General features: G+C 55.2%; 16 protein-coding genes. 6 read left to right on the top strand and 10 right to left on the bottom strand.

All coding sequences use genetic code 11. From position 1 onward, the window contains the following. Positions 1–455: 455 nt before the first annotated feature. From ACH2DG_RS14960 to ACH2DG_RS14985, 6 genes are all read left to right on the top strand, one after another. Complete coding sequence (locus tag ACH2DG_RS14960; RefSeq protein WP_395027103.1) at positions 456–1,628, top strand: diguanylate cyclase; 1,173 nt, start codon at positions 456–458, stop codon at positions 1,626–1,628. Between the two features lie 141 nt (positions 1,629–1,769). Further along, complete coding sequence (locus ACH2DG_RS14965) at positions 1,770–3,245, top strand: M20 family metallopeptidase (protein WP_395027105.1); 1,476 nt, start codon at positions 1,770–1,772, stop codon at positions 3,243–3,245. Between the two features lie 135 nt (positions 3,246–3,380). Further along, positions 3,381–3,749, top strand: a complete 369-nt coding sequence (locus ACH2DG_RS14970) for a Rieske (2Fe-2S) protein (RefSeq protein WP_395027106.1) — start codon at positions 3,381–3,383, stop codon at positions 3,747–3,749. After that, positions 3,746–4,147 (top strand): YkgJ family cysteine cluster protein, encoded by a 402-nt coding sequence (locus ACH2DG_RS14975; protein ID WP_224150686.1) that lies wholly within the window; start codon positions 3,746–3,748, stop codon positions 4,145–4,147. The genes ACH2DG_RS14970 and ACH2DG_RS14975 overlap by 4 nt, the downstream gene beginning before the upstream one ends. Before the next feature lie 136 nt (positions 4,148–4,283). Continuing rightward, positions 4,284–6,263, top strand: coding sequence for a tetratricopeptide repeat protein (locus ACH2DG_RS14980; protein ID WP_395027107.1), 1,980 nt, complete (start codon positions 4,284–4,286; stop codon positions 6,261–6,263). A gap of 112 nt (positions 6,264–6,375) precedes the next feature. After that, the gene (locus ACH2DG_RS14985) at positions 6,376–7,944 is read left to right on the top strand and encodes a glycosyltransferase (RefSeq protein ID WP_395027109.1); all 1,569 of its coding nucleotides are present in this window, start codon (positions 6,376–6,378) and stop codon (positions 7,942–7,944) included. A gap of 66 nt (positions 7,945–8,010) precedes the next feature. Here the strand turns inward: ACH2DG_RS14985 and ACH2DG_RS14990 are convergent, their stop codons facing one another. Genes ACH2DG_RS14990 through ACH2DG_RS15035 form a run of 10 tightly spaced genes read right to left on the bottom strand, consistent with a single transcriptional unit; the run spans position 8,011 to position 17,288 of the window. Then, the gene (locus tag ACH2DG_RS14990; RefSeq protein WP_395027110.1) at positions 8,011–9,315 is read right to left on the bottom strand and encodes a hypothetical protein; all 1,305 of its coding nucleotides are present in this window, start codon (positions 9,313–9,315) and stop codon (positions 8,011–8,013) included. Next, the gene (locus ACH2DG_RS14995) at positions 9,312–10,505 is read right to left on the bottom strand and encodes a glycosyltransferase family 4 protein (protein WP_395027111.1); all 1,194 of its coding nucleotides are present in this window, start codon (positions 10,503–10,505) and stop codon (positions 9,312–9,314) included. Before ACH2DG_RS14995 ends, ACH2DG_RS14990 begins: the two co-directional genes overlap by 4 nt. Positions 10,506–10,513: 8 nt before the next feature. After that, the gene (locus ACH2DG_RS15000; protein ID WP_395027112.1) at positions 10,514–11,428 is read right to left on the bottom strand and encodes an NAD-dependent epimerase/dehydratase family protein; all 915 of its coding nucleotides are present in this window, start codon (positions 11,426–11,428) and stop codon (positions 10,514–10,516) included. A gap of 26 nt (positions 11,429–11,454) precedes the next feature. Next, positions 11,455–12,489, bottom strand: coding sequence for a GDP-mannose 4,6-dehydratase (gmd, locus tag ACH2DG_RS15005; RefSeq protein WP_395027114.1), 1,035 nt, complete (start codon positions 12,487–12,489; stop codon positions 11,455–11,457). A gap of 35 nt (positions 12,490–12,524) precedes the next feature. Next, positions 12,525–14,120, bottom strand: a complete 1,596-nt coding sequence (locus tag ACH2DG_RS15010) for a hypothetical protein (RefSeq protein WP_395027116.1) — start codon at positions 14,118–14,120, stop codon at positions 12,525–12,527. A 14-nt stretch (positions 14,121–14,134) separates the two neighbouring features. Then, the gene (locus ACH2DG_RS15015) at positions 14,135–14,800 is read right to left on the bottom strand and encodes a class I SAM-dependent methyltransferase (protein WP_395027117.1); all 666 of its coding nucleotides are present in this window, start codon (positions 14,798–14,800) and stop codon (positions 14,135–14,137) included. A gap of 1 nt (position 14,801) precedes the next feature. After that, positions 14,802–15,746, bottom strand: coding sequence for a glycosyltransferase family 2 protein (locus tag ACH2DG_RS15020; RefSeq protein ID WP_395027118.1), 945 nt, complete (start codon positions 15,744–15,746; stop codon positions 14,802–14,804). Between the two features lie 16 nt (positions 15,747–15,762). Continuing rightward, positions 15,763–16,194 (bottom strand): hypothetical protein, encoded by a 432-nt coding sequence (locus ACH2DG_RS15025; protein WP_395027119.1) that lies wholly within the window; start codon positions 16,192–16,194, stop codon positions 15,763–15,765. A 9-nt stretch (positions 16,195–16,203) separates the two neighbouring features. Continuing rightward, positions 16,204–16,593 (bottom strand): GtrA family protein, encoded by a 390-nt coding sequence (locus tag ACH2DG_RS15030; RefSeq protein WP_395027120.1) that lies wholly within the window; start codon positions 16,591–16,593, stop codon positions 16,204–16,206. A gap of 2 nt (positions 16,594–16,595) precedes the next feature. Next, a complete protein-coding gene (locus ACH2DG_RS15035; protein ID WP_395027121.1) occupies positions 16,596–17,288 on the bottom strand; it encodes an NAD-dependent epimerase/dehydratase family protein in 693 nt (230 codons plus the stop codon). Position 17,289 lies beyond the last annotated feature (1 nt).

Raw genomic sequence — 17,289 nt, forward strand, 5'->3', positions numbered from 1 at the left:
ATGCTTCAGCGGGTGTTCTCATATGCAGTGCCTAGTTCGGGCATCGGAGGTTGTTGAAGTGGTCTACCCCCGAACAGACCGATCTGCTTGAGGGACTGCATGGTGTGCCGTAGCGGGCGATCAGTGCCTGCTCGACCATCTAGGATTCCCGCAGCGCAACAAATGCGCCAGTTATGGCAGTCAATCGCCAGAGCCACGGTTGTTCAGCCATCGCGGCGCACCCTGATCCGTCACACCCGGTGGCCCCGTGCTCATTCGCAGTCTTGGCCCCGTAGATCCGCTGTCGCGGCGCAAGGAGAGCTTCAACACCTTGAAGGCAGCTTGCCACTGTGCGCCCGAAGACCACAGCGGTAGTAAATTTTCTATAGCTATAATTTATTTATTATTAAAAATATTTATCCTTGTTTATGGAGCGGGGCTTGGTAGGCATTGCGCTGACGTGGCTGATGGTAGGAATGACCGCTTTGTCGGCGGTTACCTCTATTGTCGTGCTGGGGCGCAAGGGCTGGCGCAAGGGCCTGGGAGCAGTGGCGCTGGCCATGCTGCTGGTGGGTTTGCTGGCCGCTGTGCAGGTGCTGTCGCCACCGCCGGTGAGGTGGAGCAGCCTGCTGGTGAGTTGCCTGTTCAGTGCCGTGCTGGGCTGCCTTGTCATGGCGCTACGCCAGTTTCGCCAACTCGACACAGATTGGCGCTGGCTCTTGCTGGCGCCTGCTGCTGTCTTGCTGCTTGGCAGTCTGACTCTGGGTGCCGAACTGGCGCCTGTGCTGCTCTACGCCATGCACGCGGTGTTCGCCATTCAACTGGGCTGGCTGGCGCTGGAGTTGTGGCGCATGCGGGCTTTGCGCCTGGGCACTGGTTACCGCATGCTGTGTGTGGCGTTGGGGGTTTTCCTGGCTGGCGTGTTCTATCTGCAATGCGGGCCTGGCCAAGGTCTGCCACAAGAGGCGGCGCCTATGGAGTCGCCTCTGCTGTGGTACTGGGCGCGCACGGCGCTGAATGTGGTGGTGATGCTGCTGCTGACGCTGGGCTTCATGCGCATGGTGCAGGATCGGCGGGAAGCCCGAAGCCGCCGTGCTGCGCTGCGGGATCCTCTCACCCGCATGCTCAACCGCCGCGCTCTGGTGAGGGCGCTGGAGCATTGCATCAAGGATGCTGGCCGCCAGGCCCATCCTCTGGCATTGCTGTTGATCGATGTGGACCATTTCAAGCGGGTGAATGACACACATGGCCATATCTCCGGCGACAAGGTGCTGCGCCATGTCAGCCGGGTGCTGGCCAGCAATGTGCGCTCAGATGTGTATCTTGGGCGCTTCGGCGGAGAAGAGTTCGTGATCGTCTGCCCCGGCACAGGTATGGAGGAAGCGCAGATTCTCGCTGAGCGACTGATTCTGGCCGTGCGCTCATCGAGCGTGCTCATCAAAGGCCATGCGCTGCAGGTGACAGTCAGCATTGGGGGCTTTGCAGGCGCCGTGGGAGCACATACCCCGTGGGAAACATTGCTGGAGGCGGCGGACGGCGCCATGTACCGTGCCAAGGCGTCCGGGCGCAATTGTGTTGTCATGCACCGCCAACTGCCAGCGCCGTCTGCGGAAAGCAGTGCGCCGCATTGGCGGGAAAGCCGGGCCTGAGTCGGGGCTGGTGTCCGCGACCGCCATTTGCTTGCCTCCAAAGCAGGGGTTTGCGAGGGAAAAGCGGTCTTTCCGCGCCAGGGCTGGTACGCTTGAGCCCTTCATGCGCCAGCAGGCGCAGCCCGATCAGGAGACCACCCCATGAATGCCCGCATTGACGCTTCCAACCTGCAGGCCGATCCCGCGCTCAGCCACATCAGTGAGCAGTGGGACAAGGATATTCTGCGCCAGTTGACCGACTACATTGCAGTCCCGGCCAAATCGCCCGGTTTTGATGGCGATTGGGAAAAGCATGGTTTCATCGACACCGTGGTGTGCAATGCCGCCACCTGGGTGGAGGCACAGAAGGTGGAAGGCCTGAAGCTGGAGGTGGTTCGCATTCCGGGCCGCACGCCGGTGCTGTTTTTCGAGGTGCCGGCCACGCTGGCGAACAGCCAGCAGACGGTGCTGATGTACGGCCACCTGGACAAGCAGCCGGAGTTTTCGGGCTGGCGCAGCGATTTGGGCCCTTGGACGCCGAAGTACGAAGACGGCAAGCTATACGGCCGTGGTGGCGCTGACGATGGCTACGCCACCTACGCCAGCATTGCTGCGGTGCAGGAGCTCAAGCGCCAGAATGTGCCGCACCCGCGCATCGTGGGCTTGATCGAGACCTGTGAAGAAAGCGGCTCGGGCGATCTGCCGGCCTATATCGACATGCTCAAACCGCGCCTGGGCGATGTGGGCCTGGTGATCTGCCTGGACAGCGGTGCTGGAAATTACGACCAGTTGTGGCTCACCACCAGCCTGCGCGGCATGGTGGCCGGCACCCTGAAGGTCGAGATCCTGACCGAAGGCGTGCACTCGGGCGATGCCTCGGGCGTGGTGCCCTCGTCGTTCCGCATCATGCGGCAGGTGCTCGACCGTCTGGAAGACAGCAAGACCGGGCGCCTGCTGCCAGAGAGTTTTCACTGCCAGGTACCAGCCGAGCGTCTGGCCCAGGCGCAGGCCACGGCGGCCATTCTGGGCGATGAGCTGTACAAACGCTTCCCCTGGGCACATTTCGATTGCAATGGCTCCAGCCTGTTTGCGCTGCCCACCACAACCGATCCCACGCAGGCACTGCTCAAGCGCACCTGGGAGCCCACGCTGTCCGTGACCGGCGCTGAAGGACTGCCCGCGCTGCAGGACGCGGGCAACGTGCTGCGACCTTACACCGCATTCAAGCTCAGCCTGCGCCTGCCTCCGCTGGTGGATGCGGTGCAGTGCATGCAGGAGTTGAAGGGCCTGCTGGAAGACAATGCGCCGTACCAGGCCAAGGTCACCTGGGAGGGCGCCAGCGGCGCCAATGGCTGGAATGCGCCCAGCACCGATGAATGGTTCCTGAATGCGCTCAACCGCTCCAGCCAGGCCTACTTTGGCGCTGACTGCGGCTTCATCGGCCAGGGCGGCTCCATTCCGCTAATGGGCATGCTGAGCGCAGGCTTCCCCAAGGCGCAGATGATGGTGTGCGGGGTGCTGGGCCCCAAGAGCAATGCGCATGGCCCCAATGAGTTCCTGCATGTGCCCTATGCCAAAAAACTGACGGCAGCGGTGGCGCAGGTGATTGCGAGCATGCCTGCGGAGGCGCGGGGCTGAATCTTCTTAAAATAGCGGGCTGGCGCAGGCAGAGTATGCGCAATTTGCTATCTATTTTGAGGCAATATGTCCCGGCGCAGTGTGAACCTGGCCGGGATGTTTTTTGCCATATCAGACCCGCACCTTCTCAACAGTATGAGCGACGCCACGATTCTTTTTGACGCCACCGACCCCATTGGCAATAGCGCCGACCTGGTGGACAACGGAAAACCGATCCTTTTTCAACTGCCCAATGGCCAGAAGGCCTTCGTCATCCGTTGGCAGGGCAGCTTGCATGGCTGGGTCAACGAATGCCAGCACGCCAGCGTCCCCATGGATTTTGATGGCGATGTGCTCGAAAGCGGCCGCCAGTTCATACTCTGCCCCTACCATGGTGCGATCTACCAGCCCAACACCGGCGCCTGCGTGGGCGGGCCGTGCCGTGGTTCGCACCTTGATGCGGTGCCCGTGCAAGAGCGGGATGGACAGATCTGGCTGCAGGCGGCGGATGGGGCGGAGCCATGAAATCTTCGATCCGTGTAGTGGATGTGGACCGGTTGGACACCTGGAGCAAGTACAAGCCCGGCATGTGTGACAGCTGCGCGGCCAATTGCTGCACCATGCCGCTGGAAGTGCAACTGCCGGACCTGGTGAGGCTGGAGCTGGTGGATCCGTTCGAAGTGGACAATGTTGACCACAAGCTGATAGCCAAGCGGCTGCTCAAGGCCAGGCTGATTGACCACTACAACCCCAAGCACAATATTTTCACGATGGCACGGCGGGCAGGGGGCGACTGCAACTTCCTCCACCCCACCACGCGCATGTGCACGGTGTATGAAAAACGCCCGGAAACCTGCCGCCTGCACCCCAAGAAGGGCCCCAAGCCGGGTTTTTGCGCATACGGTAACAAAAATCTCGGCTAGGACTGTGTTTGCATGCGGTCGGCCTGGATGCAAGGTGCGCGCAGAAGTCCTCTAAAATGGCCCGAAGGCACATGGTGGTGCTGGTTCAAACTGCCCCAGGGCTTGCTCATGGGGCATTTTCTTAGCCGTATCGACGATGCAAAAAACAAAACTGTTCTGGTTTCTGGGAATCGTGGCGAGTCTCCTGGCCGTGGGCGTCATCTATGGAGTCGGGCTTCATAACGGTCTGGTGTTCGATGACAACCGCTTCACCGACGGCACCATCTTTGGCGCCTACGGCAACCTGGCACAGTTGAAAGTGCGCATGCTGTCCTATGGCAGCTTTGTGTGGGTGCAGGCCCTGTTCGGAGACAGCTTTGTCGTGCAGCGCGTGGTCAACGTGTTGCTGCACCTGGCAAGCTGCTATGCAATCTGGCTGCTGGTAACCGAGCTGTTCAAGCACGTCCGCTTTTCTGAAGAAACCCTGGCAGAACCCGGTTTCGATACCAATCGCCGGATTGCCATCTTTGCGGCGGTGGCCTTGTTTGCGGTGCATCCCATGGCTGTCTATGCAGTGGGATATCTGGTTCAGCGCAGCATGGTGATGATGACCCTGTTTGCCGCGCTGGCCTGCTGGACCTTTGTCAGGGCGCTTGCCGGCGAAGGCATCAAATGGGCCTTGCTGGCGCTGCTATGCACGGTGTGTGCACTGCTCAGCAAGGAGCATGCCGTGGTGTTGCCCGCCCTGGCCCTGCCGCTCTATATTTTTGTGAAGCGTCCATCCTGGAAGGTGATTGCCGGCATGGTGATCGCTATTGCGATGGTGATGGGCGTGTTCACCGCAGTCCTGTGGCAACAGCTGGGGGCGTTTGTGGGCGCCGTGGCGACCGATGACACATCGTGGGCCTATGTGCATCTGCTGGAAAAGCTGTACCCCGGTATCACCTCATCCATCTATCCCCTGAGCCTGATGAACCAGGCGACCCTCTTCTTCAACTACGGACTGCTGTGGCTGCTGCCCAACGTGCAGTGGATGGCGATTGATCTGCGGCCGGTATACCCACTGAGCTACTCCAGCTGGCCCCATTGGCTGGGGGCGGTAGGCTATCTGGCCCTGCTGATCGGCAGCCTGTGCCTGTTGTTGCGCCGCCGTGATGGCTGGGGCCTGGTGGGCCTGGCGCTGCTGAGCACCGTGATTTTGTTCAGCACCGAATTCGTCACCGCCTGGCTGCAGGATCCATTTGTTCTGTACCGCAGCTACATCTGGGCGATGTTTCTGCCCGCCTTGCTGGCACTCGTGCTGCTGCATCTCCCGCGCAAAGCCATGGTGGCTGTGGCCTGTGTCGTGGGCATTGGCCTGACGGGTCTGGCGGTGGAGCGCAATCTCACCTTCAAGAACGCCTATACCGCCTGGACGGATGCGGCCCAGAAAGTGGACATGCAGGCACCTTTCAATGCCTTCGGGCGCTGGCGTCCGTTCAACAACCGGGGTGCCTATCTGCTGGAGAACCTGAACTACGAACAGTCTCTGCAGGACTTCGAAAAGGCCATTGCACTCAAGGAACCGCTGGGCTCTGCGCAGTTCAACCGCGGCATGGCGCTGGAGCTGCTCAAGCGCTATCCGGAAGCGCTGCAGGCATTTGCCGAAGCCGAGAAACAGGGCTTTCAGAATGCCGCACTGGCCTATCACCAGGCAACAGCCTACAAGCAGACGCAGCAACTGGAGCAAGCCTATCAAAGCTATGCCAAGGCGCTCACCTTGCAGCCTGAGCCTGCGCTGGTTCCCCAGATTTGGCTGGAGCAAGCCGAGGTTGCCATTCCCACCGGGCACTATGACGCCGCCATTGCGAACTACCAGCAATTGCTCAAGGGCGCGCCGGACAACACACGCTTTGAAGTGGGCCTGGGGATTGCCTTGATCGGCAAAAAGGACTTTGCGGCCGCCATGCAGATCTTCGATGCTTCTCTGGCACGGCGTCCCAATCCGCCTGCCTTCTATGGCAAGGCGCTGGCGTACCGGGAGCTGGGCGATGCCGCCAAGGCATACGCCGCCATGCAACGCGCCAGTGAGATGGACCCCGCCAATCCGGTCTACCGAAATCTGCTCGCCCAGATGAAGGCAAAGGCTGGCCAATAACATGCTGCACCGCTGGTTGCCAGGAAAAGACCGCAAAACTCCCCAAAAAAACGGACAGTTGCCGCTACGGGTGCTGCATGTAGGCAAGTATTACCCGCCGTATCGCGGAGGAATGGAGTCATTTCTTGCAGACCTGATCGAGCAGCAGCGGGCCAGTGGTATCGACGCGCGTGCGGTGGTGCACGGTGATCCGCTGCCTGATGATCCCGAGTGGCTGATCCGGGTTCCGGTACAGGTGACGCTTGTTTTCGCGCCCATCGCACTGGGCTTTCCGTTTGCATTGTGGAAGGCTATTCAGCGTTTCAAGCCCGACGCACTGCATTTGCATATGCCTAACAACGCGGCGTTCTGGCCACTGATCATCCCAAGCGCACGCCGCATTCCCTGGGTGGTGCATTGGCACTCGGATGTTCTGGTTTCGGAGTGGGATACGGTGCTCAAGGCCTGTTACCAGCTCTACAAACCGTTTGAAACCAAGCTGCTGCAGCACAGCGAAGCCATTCTGGCCACATCCCCGCCCTACATGGCTGCGAGCGCGCCGCTTCAGCGCTGGCTGTACAAGACGGTGGCGATACCGCTGGGGCTCAAGCCACTCGATACCGAGACACTCCAACAGGCGGAGGAAGAAGAGGTTTCGGAATGGGGCGATGCGCAGCTGCGCATTCTCTCTGTGGGGCGTCTGACCTACTACAAAGGCTTCGATACGCTGATATCCGCCGTCGCCGGGTTTGCAGAGGTACAGCTTCTGATTGCCGGTGAAGGAGAGCAGCGCAAGGATCTGGAGGCCCTGATCGAGCGCGAGCGGTCTCACCACGGCTGCGCCAATGTCAAGCTGCTGGGACAGGTGAGCGAAGCGAGGAAATATGCGTTGTTCAATTCCTGCGATATTTTTGCGCTTGCGTCGCGCGAACGCACCGAAGCCTTCGGGTTGGTACTGATCGAGGCCATGCAGCATGGCAAGCCCTGCATCGCCTCGGACCTGGATGGATCTGGCATGTCATGGGTGGTGGGGCAATCTGGAGCCGGGCAGTGCTATGCGCCCGATCAGGTGCAGGCATGGAAGGAAGCCATCCGCCAAGCTTTGGATGCCAAGGCGCAATTGGCGCATCGCGGCCAGGTTGCGCAGCGCGCTGCGGATGCGCAGTTCACCATCGCCCAATGCGAGGCTCGCATTCGCGAGATCTACCAAAGCTTCTCTCCGGCTGCTGACATTTCGGATACGGAAAAGGCGGCTTCGTTGCAGCTGTTGGTCGCTGTCTTGCACGATCTTCGCGATATCGACCGGTTGGTGCAGTGGCGGAGCGTGTCGCCAAGTCAACAACTGGTATGTGTGGATGCCACGGGCGACCCGGAGGTTTCCTCCAGGCTTCAGCAAGCCTCGATTACCACCTTGGCATTGGCAGACCTGGGATGGGAGGACGTGCTGGCGGTGGTTCAACGCCTTGTCAGCGAGCAGGGCTACACGGCCTTGACCATCCTTCCTGCGCACCGCGTCCTGGATCAGGGCGGTATCGCAGAAGACCGCAAGCCCAATTGGTGGCAGCGTTTGCTAGGCGGCTTGGGCATTCAATACCATCATCTGGGTCGCGACCCGTGGGTATTGCGTGACGCGGCAACCTCGGGTTGGGCACTGGCTGCGCACGGTGTCCTTGGCGCGCGGGTGTGGAGCTTCAAAAAATAGAGCAGATAGCGCGCGCTGGAATTGGGAATTCAAACATTTCACCAATAACCCCATGGAGCGACACGATCAACAGCCCAGCAATTGCGGTGGGCGGACCACAGCCAGAATGCTCGCCACCATGCCTACCCCCAGCAACGCATAGGTGGCAGCCCTGGGCCAGGTCTTGGTGGCGCTGGAGATGCCAACAGCGGTCACGATGGCAGCAAAGAAAATGCCATAGTTCAGTACGCGCAAAAACCAGTTGGTATCCAGCAGCCACCAGGAAGCGGCAATGCTCAGCAAGGCAAGCGTGGTGAAGGCAATCAGTACCCAGATCAACAAACGCCCCATGACCGGATCGAAATGCTGGGTACGCAGCCCTTCGACCAGGCCGTAGATTCCAACCACAAAGAAAACGGCGAACATCACATTGCCAAGCTGGAAGGCCAGGAAGCGCAACATGGATCCGCCGTAGGGCAACCATGCCTGCGCGGGCAGCAAATAGGCTTGTATTGCCAGTGCGGTAAAAACCAGGCACAGCAGCCCCAGGCCAGTTGCAGTGCGCCTGCGTTCCAGGCTCGCGGCCACAGCCTCGCTCCAACTGGGTCGCCAGTGCCATCTGCGCTGTACCCACATGAGTGCCATGCCCGTGAACAACGGCAACACCACCAGGTAAGGACCGGCCCGCACCAGGCGCTTCATCTGAACGTGCTCCAGGTCAGCCAGCATGGCCGCGTAGGGGCCGTGCGGCCATATGTAAACACCCATGCTCGCAACCACTACCAGCAGCAGGCTGAAGTGCCGCCATGTCAATGGGCGCTTTTCCAGAAAATCGGCAATCACCAGGATGCCGCATACAAAAACCAGGATCGCGTGGCTCAGGATGTGCGTGACTGCAATGCAGGGCACGATCAGAAAAAACGCCCAGCCTCCCTGGCGGTGCAGCCACAGCCAGGCGCAGATCACGCCCAGGAATACCAGCATCTGCCCCCACTGCTGGGGCCGAGACTCCATCAGCGGGGCCCAAAAATAGCTGGACAATGCCAGCCCTGCCAGAATGACGCCAGAGCCCGCCAACGCCAGCTTTCGGTAGCCCCACAGCAACAAAAGCATGGAAACAAACACTCCGCCAACACCCACCACGGATATGGAGTGTGCATGGCTGAACTGCAGCTGCTCGGAGAGCGTGCGAACCGTGTGGATGAATGCGGGGCCCGAAACTGGCCAGTGCACACCTGCATCCAGTTGGTGCGCAATGGAGATCCAGTTGACCTCATCGTTGTGGCAGATGGGATAGCTGCCCGAGCTTCGCAGTACCCAGGCCAGCAGTGCAAATACCAGGGCAACGGCCATCCAGCGCAACAGCTCCGCAAATTGCGAGCGGCCAGTCACTTGAGCCGCCTGTACACTGCCAGGGTTTGCTCGGTGCACTTGTCCCACGACAGGCCTGCAGCTCTGACCAGACCCTTGGCTCTCGATGCATCTAGCCATATTTCATTGCCCAGACATTCGGCCAAAGCCCGGGACATATCTTCCACGTCAAGCGGATTGATAAGCCTTGCTGCACCAGCCGCCACTTCGGGCATGCATGAGATATCGGAGGTAAGTACCGGGGTACCGCTTGCCATGGCCTCCACAATCGGCAGTCCAAAGCCTTCATACAGCGAAGGGTACGCGAATAGCCGCGCCCCGGCATAAAGGATGGGCAGTTCGGCTTGGTCCACATATGACAGATAGTGCAGCCATCCTTGCTGCTTGGCGCGCTCCATCTGACGATGCACATCGTCTGATTTCCAGCCCTTTCCACCAGCAAGTACGAGCGGGTATGCACGGCGTAGCGCCGGCTCCAAGGCCTCGTAGGCTTGTAGAAGGCGCATGGTGTTCTTCCGTGGCTCGATCGTTCCTACATACAGCACATAGCCACGAGCCTGTAGATGATATTTGGCAAGTGTGGGCGCAAGCTGTTCATCGCTGCGCGGGTGAAATGCATCGTCCATGGCCAGGCCAATGGCGGTCACTTTGTCACTCGGCCAGTCAAACTGATGCATGAATTCATTGCGCACGGTCTCGGTATCGGTAATTACGTGCGTGGTGTTTTTCAGACTGGCCTCAAACGCCATGTTCATGAAATCGACACGAGCCTGCGGATGGAACTCAGGGTAAAGCACGTGTGACAAGTCATGCACCGTGTTCACTGTTTTCCCAGGAAAGGGCGGTACGAGATAGTTGGGTGAATGAAAAATCGCGTGCTCTTCACCACGCAATTGCCAGCGTGAAAGGCTTGGAATCAGAGTCTGGTAAACGCGAACGGCGGTACGATTGGCTGCCAACGTGCTACGCAAGCGGGCAGCCAATGTTAGGCTGGCGTTGGTGGATGAAACTGCGCCGGTTTGCCCGGATGCCCGTTGCTGCGCAACCAGCGTGTCCACAGGATCTGTAACCCAGCGCCCCATGGAAAAGTAGCGCATGCGTGCAATATCAGGATGTTGGCGAAGCCGACGCGCCAGTTCGTAGCTGTAGCGGCCGATACCAGTCAATGGCTGTTGCAGAGCATCAGCGCCCAGGATGATGTCAAGGCCCATGCCAATCCTTAACCTTGCAGCATCCAGCGCAAAGTGTCATCCAGGGGATGCCCGCGCCACTCGCCAATGGCCTGCTCCAGTGCTGTGGTGTCGGCGCGTAGCGTGCGCACCTCGTTTGCACGTACAAAGGCTGGGTTGACATGCACATCCATGCGGTGACCACTGATGGCTTGTACTCGCTCAATCACCTCGCGCAGCGAATACGTGCGGCCTGAGCCCACGTTGAATACCTTTCCCGTCACATTTCCGTCCGGCGCATGTTCAAGTAGCCGTATATAGGCCGCTGCCACATCGCGCACATCCGAAAAATCGCGGTCTACATCCAGATTGCCTAACTCGATGGCGGGGGCCTTGCTCCTAGCATGTTCAACAATCTTGGGAATGAGGAACTGGGGCGACTGACCCAGGCCCGTGTAGTTGAAGGGCCGCACCAACACCACAGGTAACTGCGGCAACCACAGGCGCGCCATGTGCTCCATGGCCAGCTTGCTCACAGCGTAATCGTTGGCAGGGTTGGGCAAGGTATTCTCAGCCAACGCGCCCTCGTGACTATTGCCGTAAATGTTGGCACTGCTGGCTAGAAGCACGCATTGCGGCTTGACTGACAAGGTACTCAGCGCTTGCAACAGATGGCGAGTGCCCACCACGTTCACACGGTAGAAATCATCGGCCGAACCATGGCCCACAAAGGCAATGGCTGCCAGGTGCAACACCGCCTGTGGTTGCACCTGCTGCACGGCGGCCTGCAGTGCCACGTCATCCAGTAAATCAGCTTGTAGGCACTGCGCGTGAGGTATGACCATGTTCCCGTCGACATTCGAACGGTCTACCGACCAGACCTCCCATCCACCGGCCTGTAGCAGTGGAATCAGGTGCTGGCCTGTGAAGCCTTGCGCACCAGTCAACAGCACTCGCTTGTGCATGGCCACTGGATTTGTATCGACAGGCATCAGAACGAGAATCCGGCCTGGTTGCGACGCAGGTCAGCTTCGACCATCATCTGGCATAGTTGCTCCAGAGTGGTCTGAGGCGACCATCCTAGCTTGGCCTTGGCCTTGGCGGGATCGCCAATGAGCAAGTCAACTTCTGCAGGCCGATAGAACTTGGGATTTACGCGCATCACTGTCTTGCCCGTAGCCATATCAATAGCGGTTTCGCCTTCTGCATGACCCTTGAACTCCACATTCACGCCGGCTCCCTTGAAAGCCATGCGCACGAAGTCACGCACGGTTTCGGTGCGGTTGGTCGCCAGTACAAAGGTGTCGGGCTCATCTACCTGGAGCATGCGCCACATGCCTTCCACATACTCCTTGGCAAAGCCCCAGTCGCGCTTGGCGTCGATGTTACCCAGCTCCAGCACATCAAGTTTTTCCAATTTGATTTTGGCCACGGCATCGGTGATCTTCCGCGTGACGAACTCGCGGCCACGCAGTGGACTTTCATGGTTGAAGAGGATGCCGCTGGAACCAAAGATACCGTAGCTCTCACGGTAATTCACTGTCATCCAGTGCGCATACAACTTGGCTACTCCATAGGGGCTGCGTGGGTAGAAAGGCGTGTCTTCCTTTTGCGGTACGGCCTGCACCTTACCGAACATCTCGGATGTGCTGGCCTGATAGTAGCGAATCTTGGGATTCACGATACGTATCGCCTCCAGCAAATTCACCGCGCCCAGCCCGGTGATTTCCGCAGTGGTGACTGGCTGCTCAAACGATACACCCACAAAGCTTTGTGCGGCCAAGTTGTACACCTCGGTGGCTTCCGAGGTTTGCAGCAAGCGGATGCTGGACGACAGGTCTGTCAGGTCATATTCGACCAGATGAAGGTTCGGGTGATTTTGGATACCCAGCTCTTCAATGCGCCAGAAGTTGACCGAGCTGGTGCGGCGGAAGGTGCCGTAAACCGTATAGCCCTTGGTGAGCAGTAGTTCGGCCAGATAGGCCCCGTCTTGGCCGGTGATGCCGGTGATGATGGCTTTTTTCATGAAGCTTGCAGTGAAAATGAAGGTCGAAAATGAGTCTAAAGGCTCGGCATTTTTTCAACGAGATCGTACTCGTAAATCCAAGCTTGATAGCCGTTGGAGGTGACGATGCGAGCAGCCTCGCCGAACTGATCCTCAATACGTGCCCGGTAGGCTGCAGCCTCACCATCAGTCAACAGCAGAAATGAGGAGGTTGCATCTGGCACGTACCAGTTGCGGCTGACCATCACTGGGTATGGGCGAAATCCGCTCGGCAATAGTTCCAACGGGCGCACTTTTACCTTCTCGAACGAGAGTACCGTGACTGATGAGGCATTCCAATATGTGGCGTAACCCTTGTGAATATTTAAATCCGGCAATTCCCGAGAGACACGAATGATGCTGTTTTCCGCCGCCGAACCAGCAGCCTGCACTTGATAGCGAATATACGAAGTCCAGCAAATAAATACCAACAACATGGTTGTGATCACCACATTATAGCTTCGGTTTACTGAGAGCCAGTTTCCGACACAGATGGTCGAAACAAAAAACAAGATCGATAGCGGGGTAGTGAAATATCGAATCGTCCAAGCATTGACGGCTAAAGGTACAAAAAAAACATAAAGAATGAATACAGGAACAAATGAGGCGAAAAATGCAAAACCCATTGCGCGATAGAAATCAATCTGTCGTTCCTCTGTACTGGCTGTTCCCAACCACCAGATGACTGCAGCTGCAGAAAACAATGCAATCAGGCTGGCACAGATGGCCAGGTAAAAACCTGACAGATCGGTGCCTCCAAAAGCAGCAGGATCCATGCCAAGATAATCCACCCAACCGTTCAAAAAAATCACCAGATTCGCATGCACCTGCTTGGCATTGGTGAGCTGAAGGGCGGCGGCATGATCCACTGTGCTCGCCAGACCAAATCTGAAGGCACTGTAATAGGTTACAGACGCCGCAAACCAGCCGAAAAGCACCGCCCCCAAACGCCAGACCAGCGGGGACCAAGTTGTGGCTGAAGCACGCATGGGCCAATGGTATGCAGCAATGAATGCCATGGATGGTATGGCATACATCAACATGGCCCGCCCCGGATTGCTCAGACTGACTGCAGCAGAAACCAGTGCCGCGAAAACCAGCGACCCTCGACAAGGATGTGCGAAACGGCGCTTTGCAAAGACTGCAATAGTCAAAAAGAATGCGCATACCCACCAGAAATAGGTTGTTTGCAAGAAAACCATCTGGGTATATTTGATGGAGATACCACTGGCAAACAGTGCCATGGGCAGGTAATAAGACCGCAGTGAATACGCCTTCAGTACCCAGTGAAGCACAATCAAAAAAACGAGTGTCAACACCACACTGACGACTGCATGAAGTTCAAAACTATTGGGGAAAAAGTGCAGCAAAGGAGCCACAATCAAAGTTCCCGAGGGGAGCATCAAGTCCCCATTAGTAGTGATCCAGTTTCTTGGAAACACACTTCCATGCTGGTATATCTCGCGAGCCAGCAAATTGAGAACGGCTTCGTCAGATGTAAAGTTCTGCCTGGATTCGAATGCCAGATATTTGAACAATAGATAGCAAAGAAACAGCAGACATGCTAAGCCAAAGGCCTTGAATACAAAAGCCGTTTTTCTGTTGGGAGTCAATTGAAAAGTCCTTCTTACTCTGCCTTCAATGCCAAATAGTATTGCGCACCGAGAGGCAGCCATCCGAGAAATTTTTCGAAAGGCGCCAAGAATTTAAGTGAGCCTGGAAAGAACAAGGTGTATTTAGATGTTCGATGGAGGAACCCAACTTTCTCGGCCAACTCCAGAAATTTAGCCTGCCCAATCATCGTCGCATCCTGATCAAAAATGCAACGCTTGAAAACCATACGGGTCAAAGGATTGATGGGGTTGTGTTCAAAAATCACTAGGCTTCCACCTGGATTCAAAACAGCCTTGAGACGACCCAGCCAAAGCAGGTGCTCATTAGGTTCAATGTGGTGAAACACGTTGGATGTAAATATCAAGTCGTACTTCTGGGTCGCTACCTGATCCCAATCGCTCGTGAAATTCGCTTGCGGAATTCTTGGTCGTGCAATTTTCAGTGAATCTTCAGAAACGTCAAAACCCACGACTTCTGATTGTGTGAAGTTCCCAACCAGATGCAGTGAACATTGGCCAATCCCACACCCAAAATCCAGAATTCGCGATGGTGTCTTACCTGCCAAGCGCTTCGCCAACTCGACTTTGTAGGTAGAAAAATATTCAATCGTTCTAAACCCTGCAGGGATAGAATTTTTCAAATCACTCGAGTAGGACTCTGCATACTTATCGAATTCCATATTAAGGCTCCTCTCTCGATTTTATGAATCCGGATATCTCTCGAATGACATACTGAGGTTTTTTATTGGAGTTCAGATAGAGCCTTCCCATGTACTCGCCAATAAGGCCTAGAAAAAGCATTTGAACGCCTGATACGGCCAATATAATGGCAACAATGGAAGTCCAACCTGGTTGCACTGCAGGGTTCATCAATTTATCCACAATCACATAAATGACTGTCAAAAAACTCAGTAAACCAAACCCCACACCAATCAAAATGGCCAAACGCAGCGGTGCCACCGAAAACCCGGTTGCCATCTTCAGAAGCAGTGATACGGATCGTTTCAGATTGTAATTACCTTGGCCAGCAAATCGCTCGTGGTGTATGGCATCTATCACTTGAATTCGATTGGTGCTCCGTAAGATCAAGCCATCTATGTAAGGATATGGTCCTTCATATTGTGTGATAGCATCATTAATATGTCTACGAAACGCCTTGAATGAGGAGAGATACAAATTTTTGGGTTTGTCTACCAAATGGCTTGCCAGCAGGTTGTTGAAATTGCTTCCTGCTACTTTCCACCCTGCATGTTGGCGTTTCTCAAACCGAACAAAACAGACATCATCGTCTTTCAATGCCTCAATCAATTTGCCAATATAAGCAGGTGAATGCTGTAGGTCATCGTCCATCAAGACGACAAAATCTCCACTGGCGAACCTCAGCCCAGCCATGATGGCATTGTGTTGCCCGAAGTTCTTAGCGAGATTTACTGCTTTCAGATTGTCATGCTGGCTGGTCAACGATTGCAACACTTTCCAGCTGCCATCCGGACTTGCATCATTGACCAATATGAGCTCAGAATCATTTCTGAGGCCAAGCTTCTCAAGTTCGGCGTTCAGTTGCTTCAATAGCTCAGGCAGTATTGCTTCACTCTTATAGACAGGAATGACGATCGAGCATTTCATGATTGAGCCTCGATTATTATTGTTTGCTGCAGATCGTGAAAATACCCGTATACGGGATTCTCAAGGGCTGTTCATCAGTCAAGACTTGTGTGGACCTGAAGTGCTTTTTTGCCAGCTTAATGTAAGCCGCATCCGTGCGCACCGCTTGGCCGCGATTCTTGCCGCCAATGTATTTGGCCGCAGCAGACTGATTCTGTGTGTAGACAGGATCCAGGGCCAAAAATATACCACCTTCATTGAGGGCGTCGTACGCCGTTTCGAACAATTCTTCAGCAATCGCATCGTCCAGATGATGAAGAATACCAATAGCCAATGCAACATCGAAATTTTTGTGTTTGGAAATGGAATTTTTATTGACGCCTTCACAAACTAATTCGATTTTTCGATTAATGGACAAAGCATGGTGAACGCCATTTTTGATCTCAAATTTTTGCTGCTCTTTTTGCACGTGAGTCCCTTAATTATTATCTATAAAAATATAGAGCCGCATAAAAATATACATGACCACAATATATGTAGCGATTGCAATGGTTTGCGCAATAGCGTTGTGCATATGATTTTTACTCAGTATTAGAACGATAAGATTCAATCCGTAGGCGATCGCAAAGGAAATTGCATATCGTTTGACTTGGTCTTTTGTATTTTTGCGTTTTTTGAAAACAAAGAATTTTGCCAAAATAAAACTGAAAAACATACCTACTGCAAAGCCAATGATGTTGCTTGCAATAGGGTTGAATTTCAATGCAGTTAAGACAGTGATCGTGCCAAGACCAGTGAAAGTATTGACCATGCCAGCACCAAGATATCGAATAAGATACCCTTTTTCAGATCGATTGAATTCGCTCATGTCTATCTTGAATAATATTTTCTGAGAACATCTTCCAGGTAGCTTTCTGGAAATGATAAGCCGATCTCTGAATAAATCTCTTTAGTGTATCCCAATGGAATATCGTAATAACTACCGCCCTCAACGACTTCTACATTAGCAGTCTTGTTTTTTATTTTTTCCAATGTTTTTACTATATCCAGCACACGTCTGCGATGTGGATTGCATACGTTGGCAGAAATATTCTCGTCCTGACAATTTTTAATATAATGCAGGCTCGCACTGGCGACATCTTCTACATCAATAATATTTCTCTCAGCATCGGACCATATTTTGATTGACGATTGATTTTCAATGCTGTCACTTAGATAGTTTAAAAGCGTAGCAGTATTTTTGCTGTTGCCCGCAAGTTGTGGCAAACGAAAAACATGGGATCTTTTACGTTGCAGGACAATAGATTCCATTGCCAACTTGTGCTTGACGTAGGCCGAACTCGATAAAAGTGGATCATGAACACTGCAGGTGCTAAAATACGCAAATTGATGATTTTCACCAATTACAGCCAGTGTGTCCTCTAGTAAGATTTTTTCGCGTAAAAATTCCTTACTGTCTGTACAGGAAGAATTGGCAACCCCAGAAGCGAAGATGCAGACTCCCTGCAGTTCATCTGCATATCTTTTGAAAGACGTGGCAATTAATCCTGACCCTATGATCATG

Origin of the sequence: Comamonas odontotermitis (genome assembly GCF_040396735.1) — a bacterium.
Lineage (GTDB): Bacteria > Pseudomonadota > Gammaproteobacteria > Burkholderiales > Burkholderiaceae_C > Comamonas > Comamonas odontotermitis_C.